11 protein-coding genes are annotated in these 26,387 nt (G+C 50.3%); 2 read left to right on the top strand and 9 right to left on the bottom strand.

All coding sequences use genetic code 11. The annotated features are described in order from the left end of the window. Window positions 1-9: 9 nt before the first annotated feature. From B157_RS0126410 to B157_RS0126450, 9 genes are all read right to left on the bottom strand, one after another. Complete coding sequence (locus B157_RS0126410) at window positions 10-2,466, bottom strand: ABC transporter permease (RefSeq protein WP_020606323.1); 2,457 nt, start codon at window positions 2,464-2,466, stop codon at window positions 10-12. A gap of 43 nt (window positions 2,467-2,509) precedes the next feature. Further along, entirely contained in the window at window positions 2,510-4,897 is a 2,388-nt protein-coding gene (locus B157_RS0126415; RefSeq protein WP_020606324.1) for an ABC transporter permease, read from the bottom strand. Window positions 4,898-4,959: 62 nt separating this feature from the next. Continuing rightward, the gene (locus tag B157_RS0126420) at window positions 4,960-7,386 is read right to left on the bottom strand and encodes an ABC transporter permease (protein WP_020606325.1); all 2,427 of its coding nucleotides are present in this window, start codon (window positions 7,384-7,386) and stop codon (window positions 4,960-4,962) included. A gap of 36 nt (window positions 7,387-7,422) precedes the next feature. After that, entirely contained in the window at window positions 7,423-9,867 is a 2,445-nt protein-coding gene (locus B157_RS0126425; RefSeq protein WP_020606326.1) for an ABC transporter permease, read from the bottom strand. 56 nt (window positions 9,868-9,923) lie between these two features. Next, window positions 9,924-12,341, bottom strand: a complete 2,418-nt coding sequence (locus B157_RS0126430; RefSeq protein WP_020606327.1) for an ABC transporter permease — start codon at window positions 12,339-12,341, stop codon at window positions 9,924-9,926. A gap of 38 nt (window positions 12,342-12,379) precedes the next feature. Continuing rightward, a complete protein-coding gene (locus B157_RS0126435) occupies window positions 12,380-14,731 on the bottom strand; it encodes an ABC transporter permease (RefSeq protein WP_020606328.1) in 2,352 nt (783 codons plus the stop codon). Window positions 14,732-14,743: 12 nt separating this feature from the next. Then, the gene (locus B157_RS0126440; RefSeq protein WP_020606329.1) at window positions 14,744-17,110 is read right to left on the bottom strand and encodes an ABC transporter permease; all 2,367 of its coding nucleotides are present in this window, start codon (window positions 17,108-17,110) and stop codon (window positions 14,744-14,746) included. Window positions 17,111-17,203: 93 nt separating this feature from the next. Next, window positions 17,204-19,600 (bottom strand): ABC transporter permease, encoded by a 2,397-nt coding sequence (locus B157_RS0126445; RefSeq protein ID WP_020606330.1) that lies wholly within the window; start codon window positions 19,598-19,600, stop codon window positions 17,204-17,206. A gap of 13 nt (window positions 19,601-19,613) precedes the next feature. After that, on the bottom strand, window positions 19,614-22,064 hold the full coding sequence (locus B157_RS0126450) for an ABC transporter permease (protein ID WP_020606331.1): 2,451 nt from the start codon (window positions 22,062-22,064) through the stop codon (window positions 19,614-19,616). Between the two features lie 623 nt (window positions 22,065-22,687). Between B157_RS0126450 and B157_RS0126455 the strand changes: the two genes are divergently transcribed. After that, window positions 22,688-23,518 (top strand): hypothetical protein, encoded by an 831-nt coding sequence (locus B157_RS0126455; RefSeq protein WP_020606332.1) that lies wholly within the window; start codon window positions 22,688-22,690, stop codon window positions 23,516-23,518. 60 nt (window positions 23,519-23,578) lie between these two features. Then, window positions 23,579-26,368, top strand: coding sequence for a CHAT domain-containing protein (locus B157_RS0126460; protein ID WP_020606333.1), 2,790 nt, complete (start codon window positions 23,579-23,581; stop codon window positions 26,366-26,368). The last annotated feature ends 19 nt before the right edge of the window (window positions 26,369-26,387 follow it).

A 26,387-nucleotide genomic window follows, 5' to 3' on the forward strand; every position in this document is an offset into this window, starting at 1 on the left:
ATGAATCCCTTACTCACTCCGTAGTGACTTCACCGGGTTCATCAGGGCGGCTTTGATACTCTGAAAGCTCACCGTCAATAGAGCAATGACGATGGCCAGCAAGCCCGCTCCGGCAAACATCCACCACTCGATGTCAATCTTGTAGGCGAAATCTTTCAGCCATTGACTCATGGCGTACCAGGCCAGCGGACTGGCAATAACGATGGAAATCAACACTAAGCGCAGAAAATCTTTGGAAAGCAGGCCGATAATGCTCGTTATACTGGCACCCAATACTTTGCGAACGCCTATTTCTTTGGTCCTCTGTTCGGCCATGAAGGCGGCCAGGCCAAACAGCCCCAGGCAGGCAATCAGAATAGCCAGGGCGGCAAACGTCAGCGCAATGGTGCCAATACGCTGCTCGGCCCGGTACATATCCTCGAAACTATCGTCCATAAACCGGTAACTGAACGGCTGGCCGGGGGCAATCTGTTTCCATTTGGCTTCGATCTGCTTCACTAATGCGGGTACATTTGTCCCACTGAGCCGGAACGAAGCCGCGCCCGAATTAGCACTGAGGGTGAGCGATAAGGCACCGATGTTGCGCCGGAGTGACTCAAAATGGAAGTCTTTGATGACACCGATAATCGTGAACATTTTCCGGATTTTACCCTGATTATCATCGTATCGCCAGACTTGCCTGCCAATCGGGTCTTTATAGCCCAATACGCGAACAGCCGCCTGGTTCAGGATAACACCCGTTGAGTCGGCACCGAAAGACGTGGAGAAATTCCGCCCCTGTACCAGTTGAATACCCAGCGTTTTGAGGTAGTCATAATCGACGCCCCAGTTCTGCATGTTGATCCCCTTGTTGATATCGGCCTTGCCTTCGGGAAAAAATGCGTTATCACTCCGGCTGGACGGTATTGGCAAATACCCCGAAATACTGCCACTCACTACGCCCGGCAACCGCAGCACCTCCTGCCGGAAGGTTTCGGCCTGCTTCCCAATGGCATATACATCATTGACAATCAGCACCTGATTCCGGTCGAAGCCTACGTTTTTGGTCTGGATGTACGTGATTTGCCGGTAGATGATGATCGTTCCCACGATAAGTACAATCGACATCATGAACTGAAACACTACCAGACCACTCCGTAACCCCACACTTCGGAAACTCATGGTTAGTTTTCGGGAGGTTGCCCCCCGGAATGCCGTACCACCTTTGAGTACGGCAATTGGCTGGAAAGACGACAGGAAAAAGGCCGGATAACTCCCTGCGAGTAAGCCCACAATAAGGGGCACAATCAGGAGCATTGGCAATAGAGCCGGTGAGAAAAAAGGACGCAGACTCAGGGATTTGGCTGCAATGATATTGAAGCCGGGCAACGCTACGGCTACGATCAACAAGCCCAGCATCATAGCCAGACTGGTGGTCAGGATGGATTCGGTCATGAATTGCCCAATCAGTTGCTGCCGTTCGGAACCCAGCACTTTCCGGACGCCAACTTCTTTCGCCCGATTAGACGACCGGGCGGTGGCCAGATTCATGAAGTTGATGCACGCAATGAGGAGAATAAACAGGGCCACCGCCGAAAAAATATAGACGTACTGGATGTCGCCGTTGGGTTCAAGTTCGATCTGTTGCCGGGAGTGAAGGTGTATATCCGTAATTGGAATGAGCCAGTAAGACAGCGTATTGCCCGCTTTTTCGAAATCGCCCATCGACGAACCGGTAAACTGCAACACCTGCGGACCAACGTACTTTTCGATGACGGTATCAAAGTTTTTGGCAAACGCCTTACCATCAATACCCGGCTTCATCAACAGGTACGTATAGTGGTTGTTGCTGAGCCAGCTTCCCCACTCATAGTCGTCGTTGAGCATCGTCAGGAAAAAATCAGTGTGGAAATGGGCATTGGTGGGCATATCGCGCATCACGCCCGATACGGTATAGGTCGTCTTGTTGTCGAACACCAGCGTCTGCCCCATTGGGTTCTGGCTCCCAAAATGCCGCCTGGCCGCCGACTCGCTGATAACGGCGGTATTGGGCTCGGCCAGTGCCCGTTTGGCATTTCCCGCAATCAGCGGCAGGGTGAACACATCGAACAGGGTCGAATCGGCAAAGATGATATGATCTTCGCGCAGGTTGATTGATTCGCCCGTTCGTTTTACCAGCCACGTGCCGCGTTCGTGTAGCCGTACGAACTGCTCTACCTGTGGGTAGTCATTTTTGAGCGTCGGGCCAACGGGGTCGGGCGAAACGGCAAGGTGCGTGTCGTTACCCCCGAACTTGATGTCGGACTGGACGCGGTAAATCCGGTCGGCTTTGGTATTGTATCGGTCGTAGCTCAGTTCATCCAGAATGTAGAGCATGATGATCATACAGCAGGCCAGACCAACGGCCAGACCGAAGACATTGATAAACGTAAAGCCTTGCTGCTTACGGAGCGTTCGCCAGGCCATTTTGAGGTAGTTGGTGAGCATGGGGGTTTGGGGTTTGGGGTTTGGGGCTGAGTCAGCCCCTGCCCTATTCGGAACGAAGTGATTTTACCGGGTTCATCAGGGCAGCTTTGATGCTCTGGAAACTCACGGTGGCCAGGCAGATAACCAGCGTAAGCAGACAGGTTACGATGAAAATCCAGGGACCTATATCGGTTTTATACGGAAAATCCTGTAACCATTTGTACATCGAAAACCAGGCAATCGGGATAGCGATGGGAAAGGAAAACAAAACCAGTTTCGTGAAGTCTTTGGAAAGAAGCAGCACAACACTGCCGACACTCGCTCCCAGCACTTTGCGAACCCCAATCTCTTTTACCCGTTGCTCGATGGTGAACGTAGCCAGGCCGAAAAGCCCCAGGCAGGCAATCAGAATGGTCAGGGCGGAGAACGCCGTAAAAATCCGTCCCCGCCGTTCATCTGCCCGGTAAGCCGACTCAAAATCCTGATCGAGAAAGCGGTATTCAAACAGCCGGTCGGGATAGGTTTCGCGCCATTTCTGACCGATGAACGCGACCGTTTTCTCCACGTCTTTCGGCTGTATCTTAATGTGAATAACCGAATTGTAGGGCCGGTACAGAATAATCATCGGTTCAATGGGGCTGTAAAGCGACTGCTGGTGAAAGTCTTTTACCACGCCCACTACTTTGGCCTCAGGCGGAGAGGGGCGTCCTGCCTGAGGCAGGCCACCGAGAAGCACTTTTTTGCCCAGTGGTTCTTTCCAGTTCAGCCGCTCCACAGCGGCCTGATTGATAATGACCCCGTTGCTAGTATCGGCGGGGATATCGGCAGAAAAATCACGCCCGCTCGTCACCTTCATACCCATTGTTTTCAGATAATCCTGATCGATACCCATTGGCTTGAACCCCATCTCCTTCAGCCCGGCGTTGGTTTCTACCGCAAAAATGACCCGCCCGCCAATGTCGCTCGCTGGCGAAGAAGCCGTGGCTACTCGCCGGATGTTGGGGTTGGCCAGCAGCGATGATCGGAGTGCTCCATACCGGGCACGGGGCTGACTATCCTGGTAGTTGATGGTCATGACCTGCTCCCGGTCGTAGCCCAGATCATGATTACGCATAAATGCCAGTTGTTTGTACACCACCCAGGTGCAGATGAGCATGATCAGAGAAATGGAAAACTGACCCACCACCAGCGTTTTCCGGAAGAAACTCCCACCTTTGCTATTGAACGAGCCTTTGAGCACAACCGCCGGTTCAAACGACGACAGATAAAAGGCCGGATAACTGCCGCTGATAAAGCCTGTGAAGACAACAATGGCGAAGGTAATGAGCAGAAACCGGGGCGTCAACAACGCCACAAACTGAATCTCCTTGCCCGAAACGGTATTAAAGAATGGCAGCAGGGCCAGAACCAGCAACAGGCTGGCGGCCAGGGCCAGGGCCGTCATGAGCACCGACTCGGTCAGAAACTGCCCCATCAATCGCCCGCGTTCCGACCCCAGCACTTTACGCAGGCCTACTTCTCTGGCCCGTTTGGCTGAGCGGGCCGTAGCCAGGTTCATGTAGTTGATACTGGCAATGAGCAGCATCAAAAACGCCACGGCACTGAACGTGTACACATAGCCAATGTTGCCATTACTTTCTCCTTCCAGGTTAGAATGGAGGTGAATGCTGGTGAGTGGTTGCAACTCATACGTAACCTTGATGCCCATTTTCTTAAAAATAGGCCCGATATACTTGTCGTACACCTGCGGAAATTTGCTTACGAGCACCTTTGTATCGAAGTTTTCGGGCAGAACCAGGTAGCTGTATATGTAAAAACCACCCCAGTTGGTGTCCTGCCTCCGCTCGTTCTGGCCCGTAGAAATCAGGGCATTGAAGGTAAAGTGCGAGTTTTTGGGGACATCCTCCATTACGCCCGTTACTTCATAAAACGTGGTGTCGTTCGTTTGGAGCGACTGCCCCAGGGCACTGCCTGATCCGAAGAATTTCTGCGCCGTTTTTTGGGTCAGAACCACGCTGCCGGGCTGGTCGAGGGCCGTTCGCGAATCGCCTTCTACGAATTTGTAGCTGAACACATCGAACACGGTAGAGTCGGCAGAATACACATCTTCTTCGTAAAACCGTTTCTCGCCCTGCCGGAACATGACCCGGCCGTAGGGAAAGAACCGTACGTAGTTTTTGACGAAGGGATAATCCTGCTTCAGTGTTTTGGCCAAAGGTGGTTGTGTGCTGCTCCACCGGTTGACTTTGTCCGGCTCGTTAATGTGCGAAACGATCCGATAAATCTGCGAAGCATTGGCCTGATAGCGGTCGTAGCTTAATTCATCCGTTACGTACAGCAGCAACAGCAGGCCGCAGGTAACGCCGATGGTCAGCCCCAGAATATTTATCGCGCTGTAGAACTTGTCTTTGCGCAGATTTCGCCAGGCGATTTTGATAAAGTTCGCTAACATAGATGTAACGTGTTTAGAGTATTGTGGGTCATGATGCGGGTATCCCTATTCCCTTAGCTGCGCTATTCGGAACGAAGTGACTTGACCGGGTTCATCAACGCCGTGGTAATCGTTTTACTACTAATGGACACTAGTACCAGAAACAGTACCGATAGGGCAGGTGCTGCGAAAAGCCACCAGCTTAGTTCGATGCGAACTGCATAATTGGCCAGCCAGTTGCTGACTAAAAAGTAGGTGATTGGCAGGCCAATGCCTATCGCAATAAGAACGGTTTTGATAAAATCGGTCGAGAGTAAAACCATCAGGTTGGCGGTGCTGGCCCCGATTACTTTGCGAATCCCAATTTCCTTCGTTCGTTTGGAAACGGTAAACGTCGCTAAACCGAACAGTCCCAGGCAGGAGATAAGAATGGCGAAGCCCGTCAATGCCCCAAACACCTGCTGAAAGCGGTCATCTGCTTTGTACTGTTTGTCGTACTCACTATCCATGAAGAAATAGCTGAACGGCGAATACGGAAAATTAGCTTTATACACCTTTTTCAGCGTGGCGAGTTGGTCACTGGCGTTGCCCCCCGCAAACTTGACACTGGCGAACGAATCGAAGTTGGGTGAGTACATATGGACGATGGGAATGTAGGCCGCCTTCGGTGATTCGTAGTGGTAGTTTTTAACAACGCCCCGAATCGTTGCCTGATGCCCCCAGAAATCTACCCGCTTGCCAATGGCTTCTTCGGGTGTTGGAATACCCCAGAGCCGGATGGTTTCTTCATTGACAATGAGTTGCCGGTTGGTGGTGTCCGAAAAACCCGGCCGGGTGGTAGCATCGAAGTTTTTACCCGCCAGCAGCTTGATGCCCATCAGGTCAATAAACGCCGTGTCTATCCGGGTCAGGTAGTAATTATACGAGGTTTTCTTCGCGGCATCAGACAGATTGATGCCCGTCGTTGACGCCATTTGGGTCGATCCCAAGCCAGGTACGGTACCGGAAAGGGATACCGCTTTTACCTGAGCCTGATCGAGCAGCATCTGTCGAAACGCTCCGTAATCCTGCCGGGCATCACTTCCCACCGGAGCTTTCACCACCAGGGTATGGTCGATGTTTACGCCTAAGTTTTGCTCCCGCAGAAAGTTGACCTGCCGATACACGGCGAAGGTTTGCACCAGCAGAATCAGGGTAATCGTAAATTGAAAAACCACCAGCGACTTTCGCAGTAGTGTGCCTTTAGTGGAGCGTGAGAAATTGCCTTTTAGGACCGTAACCGGATCGAAGGAAGACAGGACAAAGGCCGGATAAAACCCCGACAGCAGAATGCTTAGTAACAGAAATGCCCCGGCGCTTTCCCAGAAAAACACGTCTCTGAATACGGTAAAGCCGTCCGGCAACCCTGCCACCTCCACAAACACCGGGCGAAAGGCAACTACCAACCCCACTGCCATGGCTCCGGCGACTAAATTTATCAGAACGGTTTCCGTGAAAATCTGCATTCTGATCTGTCCCTGGGTGGAGCCAACCACTTTTCTCATCCCAACTTCCCGCGCCCGGTCGAGGGCTTTGGCCGTGGTCAGATTCACGTAGTTGACAAAGGCACTCAGAAGCACCAGAAACGCTACGCCCAGCAGAAAATACACCGACCGCGCTTCGCCATTGGGTTCAGTTTCAAAGGTTTTGTGGGAATACAGGTGAATGTCGCCAATCTTCTGGCCGATTACCCGCTCGTTTGTCATCTTTTTTTCGCTGACCAATCGGTCGCTGAAGGCCGCCAGCGATTTTATAAACCCTTCGTACCGGGTATTTTCGGCTAATTGTACATAGGTGTAGGTATTGTTGTTGTTCCAGTTGTCTTCCCATTCGCCAAAGTCCGACAGCATGGTCGGATAGGAAACAAGCATAGCAAATTTCAGGTGTGTATTGGCCGGGCTGTCCGGCACCACACCTACTATTTCCATCAGAACACTGCCTTCCGACTTGGGAATTTTCAGGGTTTTGCCCAGCACGTCGAGCGTCTTGAAATAGGTTAATGCCGTCTTTTCCGTCAGAATGACCTGCCTGGGTCTGGTAAAAAGACCCTGCTGACTTCCCCGTACAAGTGGGTAGTTGAACATGGAGAAAAAGGAAGAATCGACCGCATAGACGTTATTCATCAGGTAATAAGCCTCGTCAATCTGAACCGTCAAAGTAGGTCTCCGTAAGGGATAGACGCGGGTATAGTTGACTACCTCGTTCATTTCCCGTTTGGCTTTAGCCCCAGCCGGCGGATACATTTCGGCATCCTGCGCATCCACTGTGCCCCCGTTCATGTAGTCCGTGGTAAGCCTAACGATCCGGTCTGCCAGCGGATTTGATTGTTCGTAACTCAGCTCGAAGCGCACATACTGGATGATGAGTAGTGCCACAGCCAGACCAGTGGCCAGACCAACTACGTTGATGAGCGAGAAGGTAGTGTCTTTCCTGATTATTCGCAGGGCAATTTTGAGGTAGTTGGTCAGCATGGGTTTTATGGGTTTGGGGCGTGGGGTGCCCTACGCCTATTCGGAACGGAGTGATTTAACCGGGTTCATCAGGGCAGCTTTCACGCTCTGGAAACTTACCGTCATCAGGGCGATAACTACGGCCAGCAGACCTGCCCCGGCAAACATCCACCACTCGATATCAATCTTGTAAGCGAAATCGTCCAGCCACTGACTCATGGCGTACCAGGCTATCGGTGATGCGATGAGGATGGCCAGCAGGACTAACTTCAGAAAGTCTTTCGATAACAGTGTTACAATACTGGCCACACTCGCGCCCAATACTTTGCGAACGCCTATTTCTTTGGTGCGACTCTCAGCGGTAAAGATGGCCAGACCAAACAGACCCAGACAGGCAACGAAGATAGTAAGCCCGCTAAACAGCCCCAGTACCTGACCCGTTTGCTGCTCGGCCCGGTATACCGCGTTGAAATCATCGGCCAGAAACGAATACGCAAACGGCACATCGACGCCAGACGCGCTCCACTGACCACTAATCGTTTTCAGCAGACCTGCCACGTCACCCGTCTTCACGTTCACCAGGATGGTACCACTGTTGTCCCCCATCGTCATCATCAGCGGGGTGATGCGCTCGTGCAACGACCTGAAGTGAAAGTCCCGCACAACGCCAATAACGCGGTACGTTTCTTTACTGCCATCATTGTTGGGTCTCGTAACGGTATGGCCAATGGCATCATTACCCCAGCCAAGTTGTTTGGCGGCCGTTTCATTGAGGATAATACCCGACGAATCGGTGCTGAAAGCCGGGGAGAAATTACGTCCGCCAGCCATCGTCATACCCAGCGTCGGAATGTATCGCTCATCCACATCGTACCGGATACCCTTAACATACTGCCCGGCCCTGTTGTCGCCGTAGACAAGGAAGTTATTGTTGTAGGAATGACCGGCTGGTACATAACCCGAAACGCTCGCGTTGATTACCCGAGAATCCTGTAAAAGTTGTTGCTGAAACAAGGCCTCGTTTTTGCCCAGACGCCCCGTTTCATGCAGAACCAGTACCCGCTCTTTGTTGTAGCCGAGTTTGGTGTTTCGGATAAAGTTTAGCTGCTGCAAAACGACCACCGTACCAACAATGAGTACGAACGACAGACAAAACTGTATCACCACCAGCGCACTCCGCAGCGACACCCGCTGCCGACCTGCCGTAATCCGCCCCGCTCCCCGGAATGCCGTATCACCTTTCAGCACGGCAATCGGCTTAAACGACGACAGGAAAAAGGCCGGATAGCTACCGGCCAAAACACCTACCACCAGCCCAAACAGCACTAAACCCGGCAACAGCCCCGGCAGGGTCAAAAAACTAAAGGTCAGATCATTACCTGTTATATCATTGAAGATAGGCAGACCCAGTAAAACCAGCCCAACGGCCAGCAGCAGAGCGATAGCCGTCAGCAATAGCGACTCGACCAGAAACTGCCAGACCAACGCGCTTCGTACCGACCCCATCACTTTACGAATGCCCACTTCAGCCGCCCGTTTGGTGGCCCCCGCCGTGCTGAGATTCATGAAGTTGAAAGCCGCAATCAGGAGCATGAACACGGCGATGGCACCAAACCCGTATACATACCGGATATCGCCCGACGGACTCAGGTCGTAGGCGAAATCGGAATGTAGGTGAATATCGGTCAGGGGTTGCAGTTTCAGGCCCAGGTCGTTGCCTGCCTCGCGAAATTTAATGAAAGGCATACCGAACGCCTGCTGAATTTCCGGCCCCATATACTTCTCAACGGCCTGGGGAAGTTTGGCCTCCAGTTGCTTATAGTCATACCCCACCGGCAACACGAGATAGGTGTAAAACTCCGACTGCATCCAGGAAGTCGCTTTAGCTTCGTCCAAACCCGCCATCGCCATCAGGAAATCGAAATGCACGTGCGAATTATCGGGAAAATCGGCCATAACGCCAGTTATCTGTAGCGCCTGTTTACTGCCTTTCGGAGACAGCGTTTTGCCGATAGGGTTCGCATCGCCAAAATATTTACGGGCCATCTTCTCCGTAATTACCACCGTGTTTGGCCGGAGCAGGGCAGTTTTGGGGTTGCCGTTCACCAGCGGAAAGCTAAAGACATCGAAAAAATTAGCGTCGGCGAAGGCAACGGCATTCTCCCGAACCAGGTCATTGCCTTTTTTCAGCAGGAGTTCGCCCGCGTGCCGAAGCCGGGTGGCTTCCAGCACTTCGGGATAGTCATGCAACAGGCTTTGGGCGGTTGGTGGCATCACATGGGCCTCGTTGATTTTGTTGCCGTTCATGTTGGCCCGGAACGTAACGCGCACAATACGGTCAGCTTTTGCATGAAACCGGTCGTAGCTCAGTTCATGATACACATACAGACCAATGAGCAGGCACGTAGCCATGCCCAGCGCCAGTCCGGTAATGTTAATGAACGAGAAAACCTTGTTACGGAGCAGGTTCCTCCACGCAATTTTGATATAGTTACTCAACATAGCCGCATAGTTTTAGGGGTAGGGCGTGGGGCGGAACAATAGGTAAGCCCCACGCTTTATTCACTGCGTAATGAGTTAGCCGGGTTTACCAGCGCAGCTTTATAGGCAATAATGGCCACGATAAGCGCAGTAAGCATAAAGGCAAAAAAGCCGATAACAACAAATGGGAGTTGCTGTACAGTAATATGATAGGCGAAATTTTTTAGCCATTCATTAATCACATACATCGCTACAGGCCAACTAATGAGCAGGGCAAATCCGATGAGATACACATACTCTTTCGTAGCTGACTGGACAATTGACAGAGCTGAAGCCCCCAGCACTTTGCGAATGCCGATTTCTTTGGTGCGGGCCACGGTCAAAAAAATGGTAATACCTGCAATGCCAATGCATGCCAGAAAAATGGCAATCAGATTGAAGCAGAACAGGAGACTGGCTGTTTGGTGATCCTGTTTGTACAAACCGGCCAGTTGTTCGTCGAGGTAGTCTATTTCGAGCGGGCGTTGCTCGTTCAGGCCAGCGTATAGTTTCCGAATCCGGGCAACGGTTGCAGCCGTGGAGGTTGTGTCATACCAGACAATGGTTCGCCCGTCCATACGAAGACTGTCTACTACGGTGATGAAGTAAGGCTCTACCTTTTCGTGCAGTGAAAAAACGTTAATGTCGTCAAAAATACCTGCTACCGTGAACGGCAGCCCGATCTGCCCGTTTTCACTGACGTACTCCGGCTCAGTAATAATGGTTTTGCCAATAACTGATTCGACCGGCAGCTGCTCTTTTGCCGCTATCTGTTCGGCTGCCGTTCGGTTAACAAGGGTAAACGTGGCGGGGCGGTTGCGGCCCGATGGCAGTGGGGTCGTTTTAAGACCGTAGGCGTTCAGCGCTGCCGGGTCTAGGTATAGCTGCCGGGCATCGTCAAACACTACGTCGGAGCCCTGAAGTTTATACGTCACCTGGTTGAAAGGGGCGATGCCAAAAGAAGACCCGTTTCCTACCAATTTAATGCCGGGAACCTGCCGTAGCTTTTCTTGAAACAGGGTCTGTTTACCGGGTGACGAGTAAGCGTATAAAATACCCTCTTTCCGAAAGCCAAGGTCTTTGCTTTCGACGTACTTGATCTGCTTTATTATGAAATAAGAAACCGATGTGATGCCAATAAGAATCGAAAATTGACTTAGAATCAGGTATTTACGAATTGGGAAATTCTGGTACTGGTTGCTCCGCAGGTTCTCTTTGAACAAGGTAACTGCTTTCTTTCCGGCCAGATTGACTGCGGTAAAACTGCTGGCCAATGCCCCTGTGAACAGGGCCAGCAGTAGTAGGGCCAGAACCGCCAGCGGATCGTTGAACACATTTGCCGGAATAGCTACCCCCATCAGGTTATTGAACAGCGGGATGCACCCTGCAGTCAGGACAGCCACAAATGGCAGGGCCATCAGTGCCAGCAAAATCCCTTCTGTAATAAACTGAATGGCAATGGATGTTTGATGCGCTCCCAGTGCTTTTTGCACCCCAATTGCTTTACTCTGTTTCGACTTGATAGCCAGTGAGAGATTGGCGTAGTTGAACAGCGTGATGATGCTGATGAACAGGGAAAATCCCCCAATTAGTAGTAGGTATAGCACGTTGCCAGGCGGCTTGAGTTCGTAAAGAATAGTGGAGTGCAGGTGAATAGCTGTAATAGGCTGCAAAAAATGCTGTTTGTAGAGCGGGTCGCGGACCAGGTTGGGATTGAAGGCCGCTATGGCCCCGTTAATGGCAGCCGTGACCCGTTCAGTATCCGCATTGTTGTCCGTCTGCACATACATCCGACTTCCCCAGTAGGGGATGCGCGGCTGGCTGACAGCCATACTGAAGTCAAAGTGTGACTGCTTCGAAATATCGTCGATAATAGCCGCTATGATATAGGTTTCTGATCCGACGGTTATCCGCTTTTGAATCACGTCCGGGTTGCTTAGTGCTTCATCGCCGAAGAGTTTGCGAGCAGTAGTAGCTGTTAGCATCACCTTATTGGTCCCACTGGCGAAATTCTGAAAACTACCCTGCCGCAAGGCCCAGGTAAACAAGGCGCAGAAAGCCTGCGGAGTATTGGTTGTCAGTACGTTTCTCTCCTGAATCTTTCGGCCTTCAGCCTCTATAAATACGGGCACTTCCGAGGTGACAAACTGGGCCGCATCGGCAACGCCGGTTGCTTTTTTAAGGAATTCGAGCTGTAGTTGCTGCTCCTTGTCGGTGCTGGCATCCCAGCGGGCAAAACCAATGATGCTATAGTCCTGCGAGCGGTAGGTGCGAGCCAGTCGGTAGATCGAGCCGGCATTTCGATGAAATGAATCATACCCTAACTCAAACCGGATGTAGCTAATGGCTACGTAGGCCACGAAAAGTCCAATAATCAGGCTCAGCAAATTCAGGACCGTAAAGGAACGGTTTCGAACCAGGTTTCTGAAAGCGATTTTGAGGTAATTGGTAAACATGGTTACAAGAGCTTGGAGCTTAGTTTTTATCCTGATCCTTATTCGCTGCGTAATGAGTTAGCCGGATTTACCAGCGCAGCCCGGTACGTCCGTATTCCAATGGTCAGACTGCCAAGTAACAATAGAACGCCTACGCAAAGGCCCGGCGTTTCGAAGCCAATTGAGAGATGGTAGGCGAAGTTGAACAGGAACGCATAGCCTGCCATGTACCCCAGCGGCAAGGCAATGGCAGCCGCGATGAGCAACAGTTTTACGAAATCGCGGGCCAGTAGCCAGACAATCTGTATGACCTCGGCTCCCATTACTTTCCGTACCCCAATTTCTTTAACGCGGGTTTGGGTGTTGTAGGTAACCATGCCCAGTAGCCCTAAGCAGGCAATGGAAAAAGCCAGCCCAATGAGCAGTGCCATAAAATTCGTGTCGCTGGCGTGCGTGTGGCGTTCCTGCAAAAAATCATCGTACCATTGCCCGGCAAAGGCCTCATACGGACTCAGTCGTTTCCAGACCCGGTTTGCGTCGGTTAGTACGGCTGTTTCGGCACCATTGGCTACGCTAACGTTTACGTAACGATATTGACTGGGCTGACTGCGTAACAACAGGGGTTTTATCGAAAAGGCAAACGAGGTAAACCGAAAATCTTTCACCACCCCAACCACCGATACCTCCGTGCTGTCGTTGAGCCAGAGCGATTGGCCAATGGCCGCACGGGGCGTTCCCAGCCGAAATATTTTCACCGCTTCTTCGTTCAACAGCACTAACCGCCCGGATGTGTCGGCGGTGCCGACCGGCAGGTTTTGGCCCGCCAGCAAGGTCAGGTTCATGTTTGGAACAAACTGATTATCGACCGACCAGATGAACATTCCCGATGAATCCTGCCCTGCCCGGGTACGCTTCACCGATTGTGAATTGCCATGCGACCCGAACAGTTCGGACGTGGCCGATACCCGATCAACCCCCGCCAACTGACGCAGTTCATTCGTTAATCGCTGAACCGGCACATCGCCGACCGGAACATTGAGTATGTTTTTCCGCCGGAAGCCGTAATCGCCCGTAGCCATGTAGTCCATCTGCCGAATCATGGTTAGCAACCCAATCATGGCTACCAGCGAAATGATAAATTGCACCACAATCAGCGACTTACGAAGCGACAGGCCCCGTATGACGCGCAAACCGGTATGACTTCGCAGCACCTGAGCGGGTTCAAAGCCCGATAGTATCCGGGCCGGCACAACACCCGCCAGCAACCCGGCCACTATGCTGAAAGCGACAAACACCGCCCAGATGGTCCAGTCCCACTGAACCCCACCAATGAGCCATTGCTGCACAAACGACATGGGTTTTACTAACTCCAGCATCACGCAAGCCAGCCCCAGTGCCAGTAGCGACAATACTACCGATTCGGCCATGAACTGCCCCAGCAATTGCCAGCGTACAGCTCCGGCCACCTTGCGAATACCCACTTCGCGGGCGCGGCTGAGGGACCGGGCCAGCGTCAGGTTAACGTAGTTGAACCCCGCCATCAGCAGCGTTATCAGTCCTATGCCAAATTCGGCCAGTAGGCCAGCTACTGTGGGTTCGTACGTGCCGTACATCAACTCTTGTCGGGATGGCGAGATGGCATCGAGTCGTTGCGTACGGAAACTGTACCCCTTTATGGTTTTGAAACGCAAATCGCGGGTAGCCCGGTCATGCACCGACGTCAACGCTTTCCGGAGCGAGCCAGCCGGTGTACCCGCCTTCAGCAAGACATAGGTATACGCAACCGAGTACGACTCCCAATTCGCACCATCAGCCGGGCGATTGGGCAACGAAAGCAACATATCGAATACGAGATGCGATTTGGCAGGCGGCTCAGCCAATACGCCGGTAATGGTAAAAATACCCAGTTCTTTGTCTTGCAGCGTTTGACCAACGGGATTGGCCGTGCCAAAGAACTTCCGGGCGGTTTCGGGCGTCAGTATTACCGTGTTCGGCCCGGTAGCCGGTTGGCCCATAGCGAGTGTAAAGCCAAAGACCCGAAAAAAACTGGAATCGACGGCATATGACCTCGTCATCAGCCGTTTGTGGTTACCCAAAAACTCGTTGTACCTTAAAGAAATCCGCGTTGCTTCTTCTACGAATCCATACTGTTGCTTCAACGTAGCAGCCAGCGGCAGGGGGGCGGTGGCAAAAGGCGTTGCATCGTTATTTAAACTGACTACATTAGTCAGGACACGGTACGTCCGGCTGGCGTTGGGATGAAACGAATCGTAATCCAGCGCCCCTTTTATGTGGGCAATGGCCAGCATACAAACTGTCAGACCCGATGCCAGCCCGAAGATGTTGATGAATGAAAACAGCCTGTGCTTCCACAGATTCCGCCAGGCAATTTTGAGGTAGTTCCGTAGCATAGTGGTTTACGTTTATTCACTTCTCAACGCTTTCACCGGATTCATCAGAGCCGCTTTTATGCTCTGGAGACTCACCGTCAGCAATGCAATGCCCACTGCCAGCAAACCCGCCAGCGCAAACACCCACCATTGCACGTCGATCCGATACGCAAAGTCCTGCAACCACTGACTCATGGTGTACCAGGCAATCGGGGTGGCGATAAGAATGGCGATTATGACCAGCTTCACGAAATCTTTGGCCAGCAATTGAACGATACCCGTTATGCTGGCGCCCAATACTTTTCGGACGCCAATCTCGCGGGTGCGTACCTGAGCGGTGAAGGTGGCCAGGCCAAACAAACCCAGGCACGAAATCAGGATGGCAATGGTAGCAAATACGTTGAACAGCACCCCGGTTTTCTGTTCCGACTTGTAGAGATTAGCAAACACGTCGTCCAGAAAAGCGTAATCGAACGCATAATCGGGATTGTATTGTTTCCACGAACGTTGAGCGGCTGCAATAGCCTGGCCGGCATCGTTACCCGTTGTTTTGATGTACATCGCACCCATCTGGTTGGGGTCATAATAGAAAACAGCGGGTTCTATTTTTTGACGCATCGAGGCAAAATGGAAATCGTTGACAACGCCAATGATGGTGCCGCTGCGTTTCCACAATCTGAACCGTTTGCCAATCGGATTCTTAATCCGGGCCGTTTTTACGGCTGTTTCGTTGAGAATGAAATGTAGCGAGTCAGACACGGCACCGGTAAAGTTGCCCCCCTGCTTTAGGGTCATGTTGAAGAACGGGATGAGGTCTTTATCGATGGCGACGGGCCGGGCAAACATGGTTTCTCCCGTTTCTTTTCCGTCCCATTCGTTGTCTCCCGTTTGTGCGCCAATCTGGACAATGTTGGAACTGGCCCGAGTAACGGCGGTAATGCCCGGCTGGCTCAGCAACTCGGCTTTCACGGCGTCGTAATGCTGGCCCATATCCCGCATGAAAAACGCGAATACGTGTTCCTTGTCGTAGCCTAATTCTTTCGAACGGATGTAGTCCAGCTGGTTGCGGATAATCAGCGTACTGGCAATGAGAATAACCGTAACGGTAAACTGGGTTACGACCAGTACTTTGCGGAAGGTGGCTTCACTCAGACGAGCCGACACTTTTCCCCGGAGTGCCCTAAGAGGCTCGAATGACGAGAGTAGAATGGCCGGATAAATACTCGAAGCAACCAGCGTACCGAGAATGGTTAACCCAATGACCTGCCAGAGGTGGTAGTCGAAAAAATCAAGCACCAGTTCCTTACCCGAGAGCTGGTTATAGGCGGGCAGAAGTACGTACAGCAGACCCATTGCCAGCAACGAAGCCAGTAAAAAGAGCAGGGCCGTTTCAATAATGAACTGAATGAAAAGCTGACTCCGGGCGGCTCCAACAATTTTACGCATACTCACCTCCTTGGCCCGAAGCATGGAGCGGGCCGTAGACAGGTTTACGTAATTGATGCAGGCAATGACCAGAATAAGCAGGGCAATGATCGAGAACATCCTGACCGTTTCAATGCCCCCGTTGGTGCCGTCGGCTTTGTACAGGTGCATGTCGGTCAGGGGCTGTAACAGGTAGGTCAGGTCAGTGTCGTCGGGCTTGTTTCGGAGGTGAATGTTCCTCAGTTTAGTAGTCAGATTGGCCAGATTGGCCGCTGGTTGTAACAGGAGATAGGTCTCGTAATTGAACTCAGAAAAGTCATTATCCTTCGTCCGGCCATCCGTTCTATCCTGGTACATGGTCTCGAAGCGAAGCGAAATCGGTAAAATCATATCGCCCTGGATGCTCGAATTTTCCGGGAAGTCCCGGATGATACCGCTGACTTTGAACGCCGTGTTGTCATTCCCCGCCAGAATTTTTCCGATGGGATTGGCATCGCCAAAGTAGCGCTTGGCGGTACGTTCGGTCAGAACAATGGAATGCTTATCGGGAAAAGGGTTGGCTGGATTTCCCTGAATAAGCGGAAAGTCGAATAGCGAAAACAGAGTAGGGTCTGCAAATTGTGTTCGTTCTTCATTGACGGTCTTATTCTGGTACTTAAACAGGGTGAAAATGCCGTTGTAGGAAATCCGAACCGCATCCTTTATTTCGGGCAGTTCCTTCTTACCGAACTCAGCAATGGGTGCCACGGTACTGGTCCAGATTTGGCGACTACTTCCGGTACCGGCCCAGTTTTCGAGCCGGTAGATGTTGTTAGCTTGGTGATGAAACCGGTCAAAGCTAAGCTCATCCTGTACCCAGAGTAAGATCAGTATACCAACGGCCAACCCAGCCGTTAGCCCAGTCATATTGATAAGCGAATAGAATCGGTTCTTGACCAGACTGCGCCAAGCAGTTCTGAAATAGTTGCGTAGCATAACAGGCGTGATTTAAAAGGTGGTCCGAAATCCCGGAGCAAACTGATTGTCTGATTTTACAAATCCCAACAGGGTCCGACGATTCGTCATGGCTCACTCCGACCGAAGTGATTTGACGGGGTTCATCAACGCAGCTTTGATGCTCTGGAAACTCACCGTCAACAAGGTAATAGCTAATGCTCCCACGCCGGAAAGGGCAAAAATCCACCAGCTTAGCTCCGTGCGGTAGCTGTACTTGGCTAGCCAGCCGTTCAGGAAATAGCCCGCAATGGGCATGGACAATAAACAGGCAATGACAACCAGCCCCAGGAAGTCCTTGGATAGTAATCCCCACAAACTGCCCACGCTGGCACCCAGCACTTTACGGATACCAATCTCTTTTGTCCGCTGCTCAGCCACGAACGAAGCCAGCCCGAACAAACCCAGGCAGGAGATGAAGATGGCCAGTACGGCAAACACCGACGCGAGCTTACCGACGCGTTCTTCGCTCGCGAATTTGGCTGCGTATTCCTGGTCAACGAATTGGTACTCGAAAGGCAGATTGGGGAAATTCTTTCTGAAAACTGCCTCGACAGTGGCAATGCCCTTGCTGGCACTCAGATCGGGATTGAGCCGGAGATTGTAATAGCTGGACATCGTGCCCTTGTCGAAGCCATACATTGCCTGCTTTACGGGTTCGTAGGGCGATTGCATAATCATGTCGTCGATGACACCGATAACCGTCAGCGGGTGCGACGGGTCTTTTTCGTCATCGTCCCGGAGGATGGTGCCGATGGGGTTCTTCAGCCCCATGTATTTCACGGCGGTTTTGTTCAGTAGTACGGCGTTGGAGTCCGAAGCGAATTCCCGAGAAAAGTCACGTCCGGCAATGATTTTCAGGCCGAGCGACTTGACGTAGTCGGGCGATACCGCCGTATAGGCCAGGTCTTCCTGAAAACCTTCGGGCTTGCCTTCCCATAAATAGCCCGACCGGTTGGAGTTGACCTGCGTGGTTGGGCTGCTGGCCGAGGACATCTCGACTGCCGCACCCGAATTGATGAATTCGTGCCGCATGAAGTCGTATTTCCCGATAAAATCAAATTCCGTCAGCGGTATCTGAATCAACCCGTCGCGGTTGTAGCCAATGGGTCGGTTTCGGGAATGTTGAAGCTGCCTGAACACAATAGTTGTGCCGATAATCAACACCACCGACACCGTAAATTGCACCACGACCAGCACCTTACGTGGCAGTGCGGCATACAGCCCCACCCGGAAGGTGCCTTTCAACACTTTGATGGGTTGAAAAGAAGAGAGGTACAGGGCGGGATAGCTGCCGGAAAGTAGGGCGGTGAGGCATACAAACAACAACGACGTTCCCCAGAAATAGCCGTTGGCCCAGGGGAAGTCTATTTTCTTGTCGGCCAGGGTGTTGAAAGCGGGTAGGGCCACCAGCACCAGCGTTACCGCCACTACGAATGCCAGCCCCACCATCAGAAACGATTCGCTTAGAAACTGGCTGATGAGTTGCGTCCGCACCGACCCCACCGACTTACGAATGCCTACTTCCTTGGCTCGCTTCTCCGAACGGGCGGTACTCAGGTTCATAAAGTTGATGCAGGCCAGCAGGAGTACGAATACCCCGATGATGCCAAACAGCCAGACGTTTTCGATGCGCCCGCCCGCTTGTACGCCATTCTCGAAAGAAGACCGTAGATGCCAGTCGTTCATCGGATGCAGGAATAGCGTCGGCTTATGCTGCACGTCGGAAGATGCTTTCATCTTGGTGTCCCTGATTTTGGCCGATACCTGCTCCATCGTGGTGTTATCGGCAATCTGGACAAATAGCTGCCAGGAGTTATCGCTCCAGTTATTCGCCGAGTTTTTTACCCATTCCGTATTGTTTACATACTGTTCCCAAGTGGCTATGTAGGTCGTAGCACTGAAATCGTTGTTGGGGGGTACGTCGGCGTATACGCCGGTTACTTTCAGGTTGTACTTATTATTAAGCTTGACGATTTTGCCCAGTGCCTGCTCATCACCAAAGAGGGCCTGAGCCGTAGAAGCCGCCAATAGAATAGAATTGGGGTCTTCCAATCCATCCTTTCTTCCCGAAAGCATATCAAGACCCAGCATCTCAGGAGCGCCCTGCTGCATGAAATTACCCTGCTTTACCAGCTTCTTATCGTCGTGGGCCAGAATACTGCGAAACCGCCAGCTACTCATCACGATGTGCTTGAAATTTCCGGCGTATTCATTGCGCAGGGCCATTTCCAGTGCCCGGGGAACAGCGGATATAGTGCTGATTTCGCCGTTGAATGTTTGATTTTGCGTCACCTGGGCAATGCGGTCGTGGTTCTTATGATAGTGATCGAAGGTCAGTTCATCATGCACCCACAGGCCAATCAGTACAGCCACCGCCATACCGACGGCCAGCCCGCCAATGTTAATGAATGAATAGACTTTATTCCGGCTTAAATTCCGCCAGGCGATCTTGAGGTAGTTTCGTAGCATGATTGTTAGTTGTTTATTCACTTCGAAGTGATTTGACGGGATTCATCAGGGCGGCTTTGATGCTTTGGAAACTCACCGTCAGCAGCGCAATGCCCACTGCCAGCAAACCCGCCAGCGCAAATACCCACCAGTCGATTGAGATTTTGTAGGCAAAGCTCTGTAACCAGCGATTCATGGCGTACCAGGCCAGCGGACTGGCAATGATAATGGCGATGAGCACCAGCCTGAGAAAATCTTTCGACAACAGGGTTACGATACTGCCGACCGAAGCCCCCAGCACTTTCCGAACCCCAATTTCTTTAGTCCGTTGCTCAACGCTAAAGGAAACCAGGCCAAACAGACCCAGGCAGGAAATCAGGATGGCGATGAGGGTGAAGTAACGCACAATGGCCGACATCCGGCTCTCCGCCAGGTAGTTCTTCTGAAAATCGTCATCCAGAAAACTGTACTCAAACGGTTCGCCGGGATTAAGCTTCTGCCAAATAGTTTCGATGGTTTGTATCGTTGACTGAATGGCGCCGGCTTTGGCATGGGCTACTACGTAGTTATAACGGGGGCTGTCGTTTAGCGTAAAGGCATAGGGTGTAATAGGCAGGTGCAGGTCTTCGAAGTGAAAATCCCGGACCACCCCGACGATGGTGAATTCAGCGCGCTCCTCCCCCCGGTTTGTGAACGCTTTTTTGCCGATAGCCTCCTTCGCCGACCGGTACCCCATTGCTTTTGCTGCCTGCTCGTTCACGATAATACGCTGACTACTATCCGCCGGGAACGCCCGCGAAAACAGCCGACCGGCCACGGGCTTAATGGATAAGGTTGTCAGGTAATCCATATCGATCCGGTTGGTGCGCGTTCGGCTTGCTTCGGCCGGGGTTTGCCCCTCGCCGTAATAATTGCCGTCTTCCGGATTGAAAATTCCCGGATAATAGGCGGCTGCCCCCACCGACTGTATATGGGCCGTTTGGGTCAGGGCATTTTTCAGAGCGGTATAACTGGCTTTAGCCGCCGTACTACGCAGTGGAATAACCAGTTGCTGATCTTTGGAAAAGCCCAGATCGACCGAGCGCAGGTAATTCATTTGTCGGCCAATAACAACAGCCGCAATGATGAGTACCACCGATAAAGTAAACTGCACCACAACCAGCCCCTGTCGCAACGCAACAGCCGCCATAGAGTTCTTTATTTTACCCTTCAGTACCAGAACGGGTCGAAACGACGACAGGAAAAAAGCCGGGTAGCTACCGGCCAGCAAACCCGCCACCAGACTCAGCCCGAAAAAAGCACCAAACATTGTCAGGTTCTGTACGGGAGAAAACCGTAATGTTTTGCCGGACACCTGCTCAAACAGCGGAACCAGAAGAAACAGGAAGCCAAGAGCGAGGACAAAAGCGAAACAACTAAACAGCACCGATTCGCTCAGGAACTGCCGGATCAGCGCACTTTGCCGGGCACCCAGTACTTTCCGTACGCCCACCTCTCCCGACCGCCTGACCGACCGTGCCGTGCTGAGGTTCATGAAATTGATACAGGCAATCAATAAGGTAAATAGCGCAATGGACCCTAGTATATACAGGTAAGTCATACTACCCGTTGGCGTTACGTTATGCGTCAGATCAGCATTCAGATGAATGTCTTTTACTGCCGTCAGGAACTGTTTCTTATCGAAGGATGCAGCCTGCAAATCTTTCCGCATGTATTTTTCGATAAAGGCGGGAAATTTAGCTTCTATCTTTTCAGGATCCGTGCCGGGTACCAGCTTCAGGTAGGTGAAAAACAAATTGTTTCCCGCCATACCCGTCTGACTTTTCACGTATTGCGCCAGGGCGCCCCCGTCAAACGATATAAAAAAATTACCATCAATGTGCGACGGCACGGTACCGGGTCGAAACACGCCCCTAACGGTATAGTCCCCATTACCATTCGTGTTGCTTTCTACATGAACAACCCTGTTGATAGCCGATTGACTGCCGAATAATTTGTGGGCAACAGGCTCCGACAGAACGATAGCGTTAGGGCTATTCAGGGCTTGTTTCCCATTTCCCTCGATGAAGTTGTAGTTGAAAAACGAGAAGAAAGCAGAGTCCGCCAGGTAACCATTTGTTTCGTAAAAAACCGTTCGTTTGTCAGATCCCTCGTCCGTGCGAAGCAACGTTTTATCGTCGACGAAAAGGCCAGCTAACCGGGTCGTGCTACTGATTTCCGGGTATTCCAGTTTCAGCGCGTCGGCAAGCGGATAGGGTGACCCTGCCGTTTTTTCTTCGCCGTCGGGCTTCACGAATACAGTCCCTATCTGATAGAGTTGTTCAACGTCTTTGTGCTGCGTATCGTAGCTGAGTTCGTCGTAGATATACAAGCAAATGAGCATGCAACAGGAAAGTCCGGCCGCCAGTCCAACGATGTTGATAAACGAAAAAACCTTGTTATTGATAAGATTCCTATAGGCGATTTTCAGATAGTTGGTCAGCATGGCTAAGGGTATTCCGAAAAGTATATTCAGGAAAACAACCAAAGTCATGCCAGCAAAACAAAAGACTATCCATCAGACACTTACCTTGATTTATAAGCATTTTCCATGTCCGGAATCGTACATGTTAGTACGCATTCGGACAGTGGCCGTAAGCATTCAGGCGATTGACTCAGAGAATTATTCCTCCCCAAACCGCCCTGCTTCTCAATATCAATTCAGCACACAAAGTCCTGTAACCAGCGGTGCGTAACGTGTGGTACGCAACTGGTAGTGCGATGATAATGACAAGCAGTACCCATATCAGCAACGATTTCGATTGCAGCGTGATGATGCTACCTACACTTGCGCCCGGCATATCATAAACGCGGATTTCTTTAGTCCCGACCATACCTAACGGCAGACCATCAGTGGTGATAAGCGAATAGATTTTGTCCCGAATTACAGTATCTACATTATCGTCGATTTAGTATTCACTGGCGTGTGGGAGAAAGCACATAGATCCTACTGCGAACAAATTATCAGAAATAATTTAATGGGGAAGATTACAAATGCCGTGTTTACTTCGACTCTGTTAAAAGTCTTCCCTGTTGTTACTAATCAATTATTATAAAAAACAATTACTCATGCATATTACAAAATTACTTACTGGTTGCCTGTTGTTGTTTATCTTCAGCAGTTGCGAGAAAGATATTATTCCCGCCGATGGACCGCTGACCGGAAGTGATCGGGGCCTACGCACCACCGCCTGTTCAGAGTTCGCTTATACTGACTCCACTTTTTACCTTAGTAATAAGTTAACGAATTACATCGTAAAGCCTACAACAGCGCTGGCAGGTACTTATGGTGCCAAGCCCTACGGGCTTGTCATCGATCCGGCTACGGGTGCTATTAATATCAGCAAGAGTGAGACAGGGTTGACGTACACCGTTTTTTATGTTAAAACCGGTACGACCGACACCTGCACGCGCAACATAACAATTGCCGGTATTGATTTTGCCAATTCGTTGTATGTTCTGAGTCAAAACGATACGCTAGCTACTCCCACATTTAAAGGAGTTGCGCCATCCATGGTCGGCACCAACAGTTTAAATTTCGACGTAGTAACTGGGCTGGCGAACACTATGACTTTACAAAGTCAGGGCATCTCAATCAATTCCAAAACGGGCTCTGTTAATTTAAAGAAAACATTAAGCAGTGGAGTATTGGGGGTTAAACCCGCGAATGGAACCTCTGTTACCGTTCGGCTATATTACAAAATCAATGATACCAGTCAGGGCGCGCTCAACCACATTGACCTTCGCTTTACCTATTACAGCACGGTAAGCGACGTACCAGCCAGTTTACTGAAAAAAGTAGGTGTGACCACTACGCAATCGAGTGCTGGTGCACGGTCGGCTGCGGATGATGGGGGTGGTGCTAAACCCCGTCCGCCAGAGATTGTAATTGTAGGTTGATAATCTACGCTGGCACATAGTCCTGCGAGTTTTCTTCTATATTTGAAAACTCGTACTGCTATGAAGAGAAAGTTTACCCTTTTTTTTGCATTTGTCTTTAATTTACTAACATTCAATGCGTTAGCTCAGGAAGCATATAACGCTAACGGGGAATCTGATCTATACAAAGAGGCCTTGTTATTGTTCAATCAGCCAAATCCCAGCCCGCATACTGATAGTTTGGCACTGTACAAGTTTTTACGGGTTATTAAAGTTACCAGGGCAGAGCAAAAAAACGCACCCATTCTTTCTAACTGTTACGAAAAGGCCGGGGTAATAAAACAAACCTACGGTTTCCAGCGGCAGGCAATAGAACTCTACAAGAAAGCTATTGCCTGCCGTTCGGCGTATAATCTTCCTGACTCACTCCACTTTAAACCCTACCTCTATTGTGGGTCAGCCTGCTTCGTTCTGAATCTCTTCGACTCCTCCTTATATTATCTTAATAAAGCAGAAGCCATTTTACTTAAATTCCCCGCTCAGCAGGGATCTCAACGTTTATACAATTCATTTGGCGCGCTATATTATGAATCCGGAAATTATTCGCAGAGCATCAATTATTTCCGGAAGGCAGTTCAGTTGAATCTACGAAACAATCACCCTGAAAAAAAAGGATTAACATATAGCTATAAGAGTAATATTGCGTCGGCTCTTCGCCGACTGGGAGACTACAGTTCGGCTGTCTCCATGTATAAGAGCCTGATTCCACTCACCATAAACATCAATGAAGTATTCATCAATTTAGGAGCAATTTATCTGGAGAAAAATCAACCCGATAGTGCGTTTTATTACTTATCAAAAGTCAGGGATGCAGAGGGGAATAACCGTGTTATTTTAGAGAATACACTCGGGAATGTTTATCTACAGAAAAATCAGTTAAAAGAGGCTTCGTCTCATTTAAATAGAGCACTTAGCTTTTACAAAAAAGATCAGCAACAAAATAACTCACCCAGAAAAAATAAATACGTCGGCATAACTTATAAACTATTGGCTGATATAGCCTATCGGCAGAATAATATAGTAACGGCGTTAGGCTATTATCATCAATCGATTATCCAACTGGATTATGCTTTTAATGATTCGGTAATTTATCATAATCCTTCTACGGCTGCGGGTGGGTTTCGTAATTACGCTTTATTTGAAAGTTTAGCGGCAAAAGCAACTTGTATGAGGAAGCTATACGCAGTAAAACCTACAGATCAGCATCGGGAAATTACCATTAATACCTATCAGGCTTCACTAAGATTAGCTGACTATATCGAAAAATCATTCGATATGGAAGACGCCCAACTTTTTATTGTCCAGAAAATATTTCCTGTTTATCAGGAAGCCGTTACGTTTATGATTCATTCGTTTGAGGAAACGAAAAAAGAAACGTACCTGGAAGAAGCCTTTCGGTTAGCCGAAAAAAGTAAGGCAATTTCTCTTCATATTAATTTAAAGGAAAACGAGATAAAACTGTCAGCAAACATTCCAGATTCCTTACTCAAAAAAGAACGGGATCTGAAGTTTAATCTATCGCGCCTGCTGATAAAAATTGAGAAGTCGGTTACCCACCAGCAGCTATCCACATTGACTGCAGAAATGGAGGAGAATGAACTGGCCTTATCCCGACTGGCCAACAAACTCCTCGATTATCCTGATTACCGTCGTAAAAAATTCAGTTTTGATCGTATTGATGTCCCCTATCTGAGAAAAAACCTGCTCAGGCAAAACAGAGCTATCCTCTCCTATTTTCAGACCGGCGAAACAGTGTATTGTTTTGTACTGACTCAGGATGGAATTCATTATTACACAGCACCCAGAGACAGGGCTTACCGTATGGCCCTGCGTACCCTCAACGCCCAGCTGCGCAACCTGACGCCCGGACTACCCTATCAGGGGTATGACAACGCCCGCTTTCTGTACAATCGGTTGGTTGGCCCCGCTGAACGCGAACTACGGACGGTATCTTCGCTAATTATTATTCCGCACAATGAGCTAAGCCTGCTTCCCTTCGACATTTTAACAGACAACAATAAAACGTATCTGCTCGAAAAGTTTGACATAACGTATCAATACGCAGCTTCTTTTTTACAGGATGAAGAAAAAGGCAAAATCAATCTTAAACGCATGTTAGCCATGGCTCCTTTTGATTTAATCGGGAAAGCCAATAATCCGGAATTTGCCTTTCTACCGGCCTCAGATGCTGAAATAAGTGATCTGGACGGTATAAAGTTAAAGTCTGAGGAAGCTACCAAAGCGAATTTTTTAAAATACGCCAGCAGATCTTCCGCTATTCATTTGGCAACGCACGCAGTACCCGATAATAATAACCCATCCCAGTCTTATATCGCATTTTACGCCGATACGAAGGACGAAAGTAAATTATATGCGCATGAATTACGTAACGAGACATTATCTGGTGTGCACCTTATCTTTCTTAGTGCCTGCGAGACAGCTACTGGCAAACTTATTAGTGGTGAAGGAGTAATGAGTTTATCAAGAGCCTTCTCCGCTGCGGGATGTTCTAATGTGGTTACTTCACTCTGGAGAGCCGAGGACAACGCTACCGCTTTCATTAGCAGTAGATTTTACACTTACGTAAAACAAGGCAACAATTTTCCTGAGGCCTTACGAAAAGCTAAGCTCAGCCTGTTGCATGATGGACGGTATGCCCAGTTTCATGCGCCCCAGTACTGGTCTCACTTAGTGTTTGTTGGAATACCCGATGAGACAATGGCTATTCCGACTTACTGGTTTTGGATCGGTTATACGTTAGTAATCAGCTTTATAGGAATTTCCTGGTGGCGCTACAAAAGCGGTCAGTGAACAGGCCCGGATGGATTTC

This window comes from Spirosoma spitsbergense DSM 19989 (genome assembly GCF_000374085.1).
Lineage (GTDB): Bacteria > Bacteroidota > Bacteroidia > Cytophagales > Spirosomataceae > Spirosoma > Spirosoma spitsbergense.

What these genes read in the sequence shown, in the direction of transcription:
- B157_RS0126410 (WP_020606323.1), bottom strand. Translation starts at nt 2,466, where the DNA reads ATGCTCACCAACTACCTCAAAATGGCCTGGCGAACGCTCCGTAAGCAG.
- B157_RS0126415 (WP_020606324.1), bottom strand. Translation starts at nt 4,897, where the DNA reads ATGTTAGCGAACTTTATCAAAATCGCCTGGCGAAATCTGCGCAAAGAC.
- B157_RS0126420 (WP_020606325.1), bottom strand. Translation starts at nt 7,386, where the DNA reads ATGCTGACCAACTACCTCAAAATTGCCCTGCGAATAATCAGGAAAGAC.
- B157_RS0126425 (WP_020606326.1), bottom strand. Translation starts at nt 9,867, where the DNA reads ATGTTGAGTAACTATATCAAAATTGCGTGGAGGAACCTGCTCCGTAAC.
- B157_RS0126430 (WP_020606327.1), bottom strand. Translation starts at nt 12,341, where the DNA reads ATGTTTACCAATTACCTCAAAATCGCTTTCAGAAACCTGGTTCGAAAC.
- B157_RS0126435 (WP_020606328.1), bottom strand. Translation starts at nt 14,731, where the DNA reads ATGCTACGGAACTACCTCAAAATTGCCTGGCGGAATCTGTGGAAGCAC.
- B157_RS0126440 (WP_020606329.1), bottom strand. Translation starts at nt 17,110, where the DNA reads ATGCTACGCAACTATTTCAGAACTGCTTGGCGCAGTCTGGTCAAGAAC.
- B157_RS0126445 (WP_020606330.1), bottom strand. Translation starts at nt 19,600, where the DNA reads ATGCTACGAAACTACCTCAAGATCGCCTGGCGGAATTTAAGCCGGAAT.
- B157_RS0126450 (WP_020606331.1), bottom strand. Translation starts at nt 22,064, where the DNA reads ATGCTGACCAACTATCTGAAAATCGCCTATAGGAATCTTATCAATAAC.
- B157_RS0126455 (WP_020606332.1), top strand. Translation starts at nt 22,688, where the DNA reads ATGCATATTACAAAATTACTTACTGGTTGCCTGTTGTTGTTTATCTTC.
- B157_RS0126460 (WP_020606333.1), top strand. Translation starts at nt 23,579, where the DNA reads ATGAAGAGAAAGTTTACCCTTTTTTTTGCATTTGTCTTTAATTTACTA.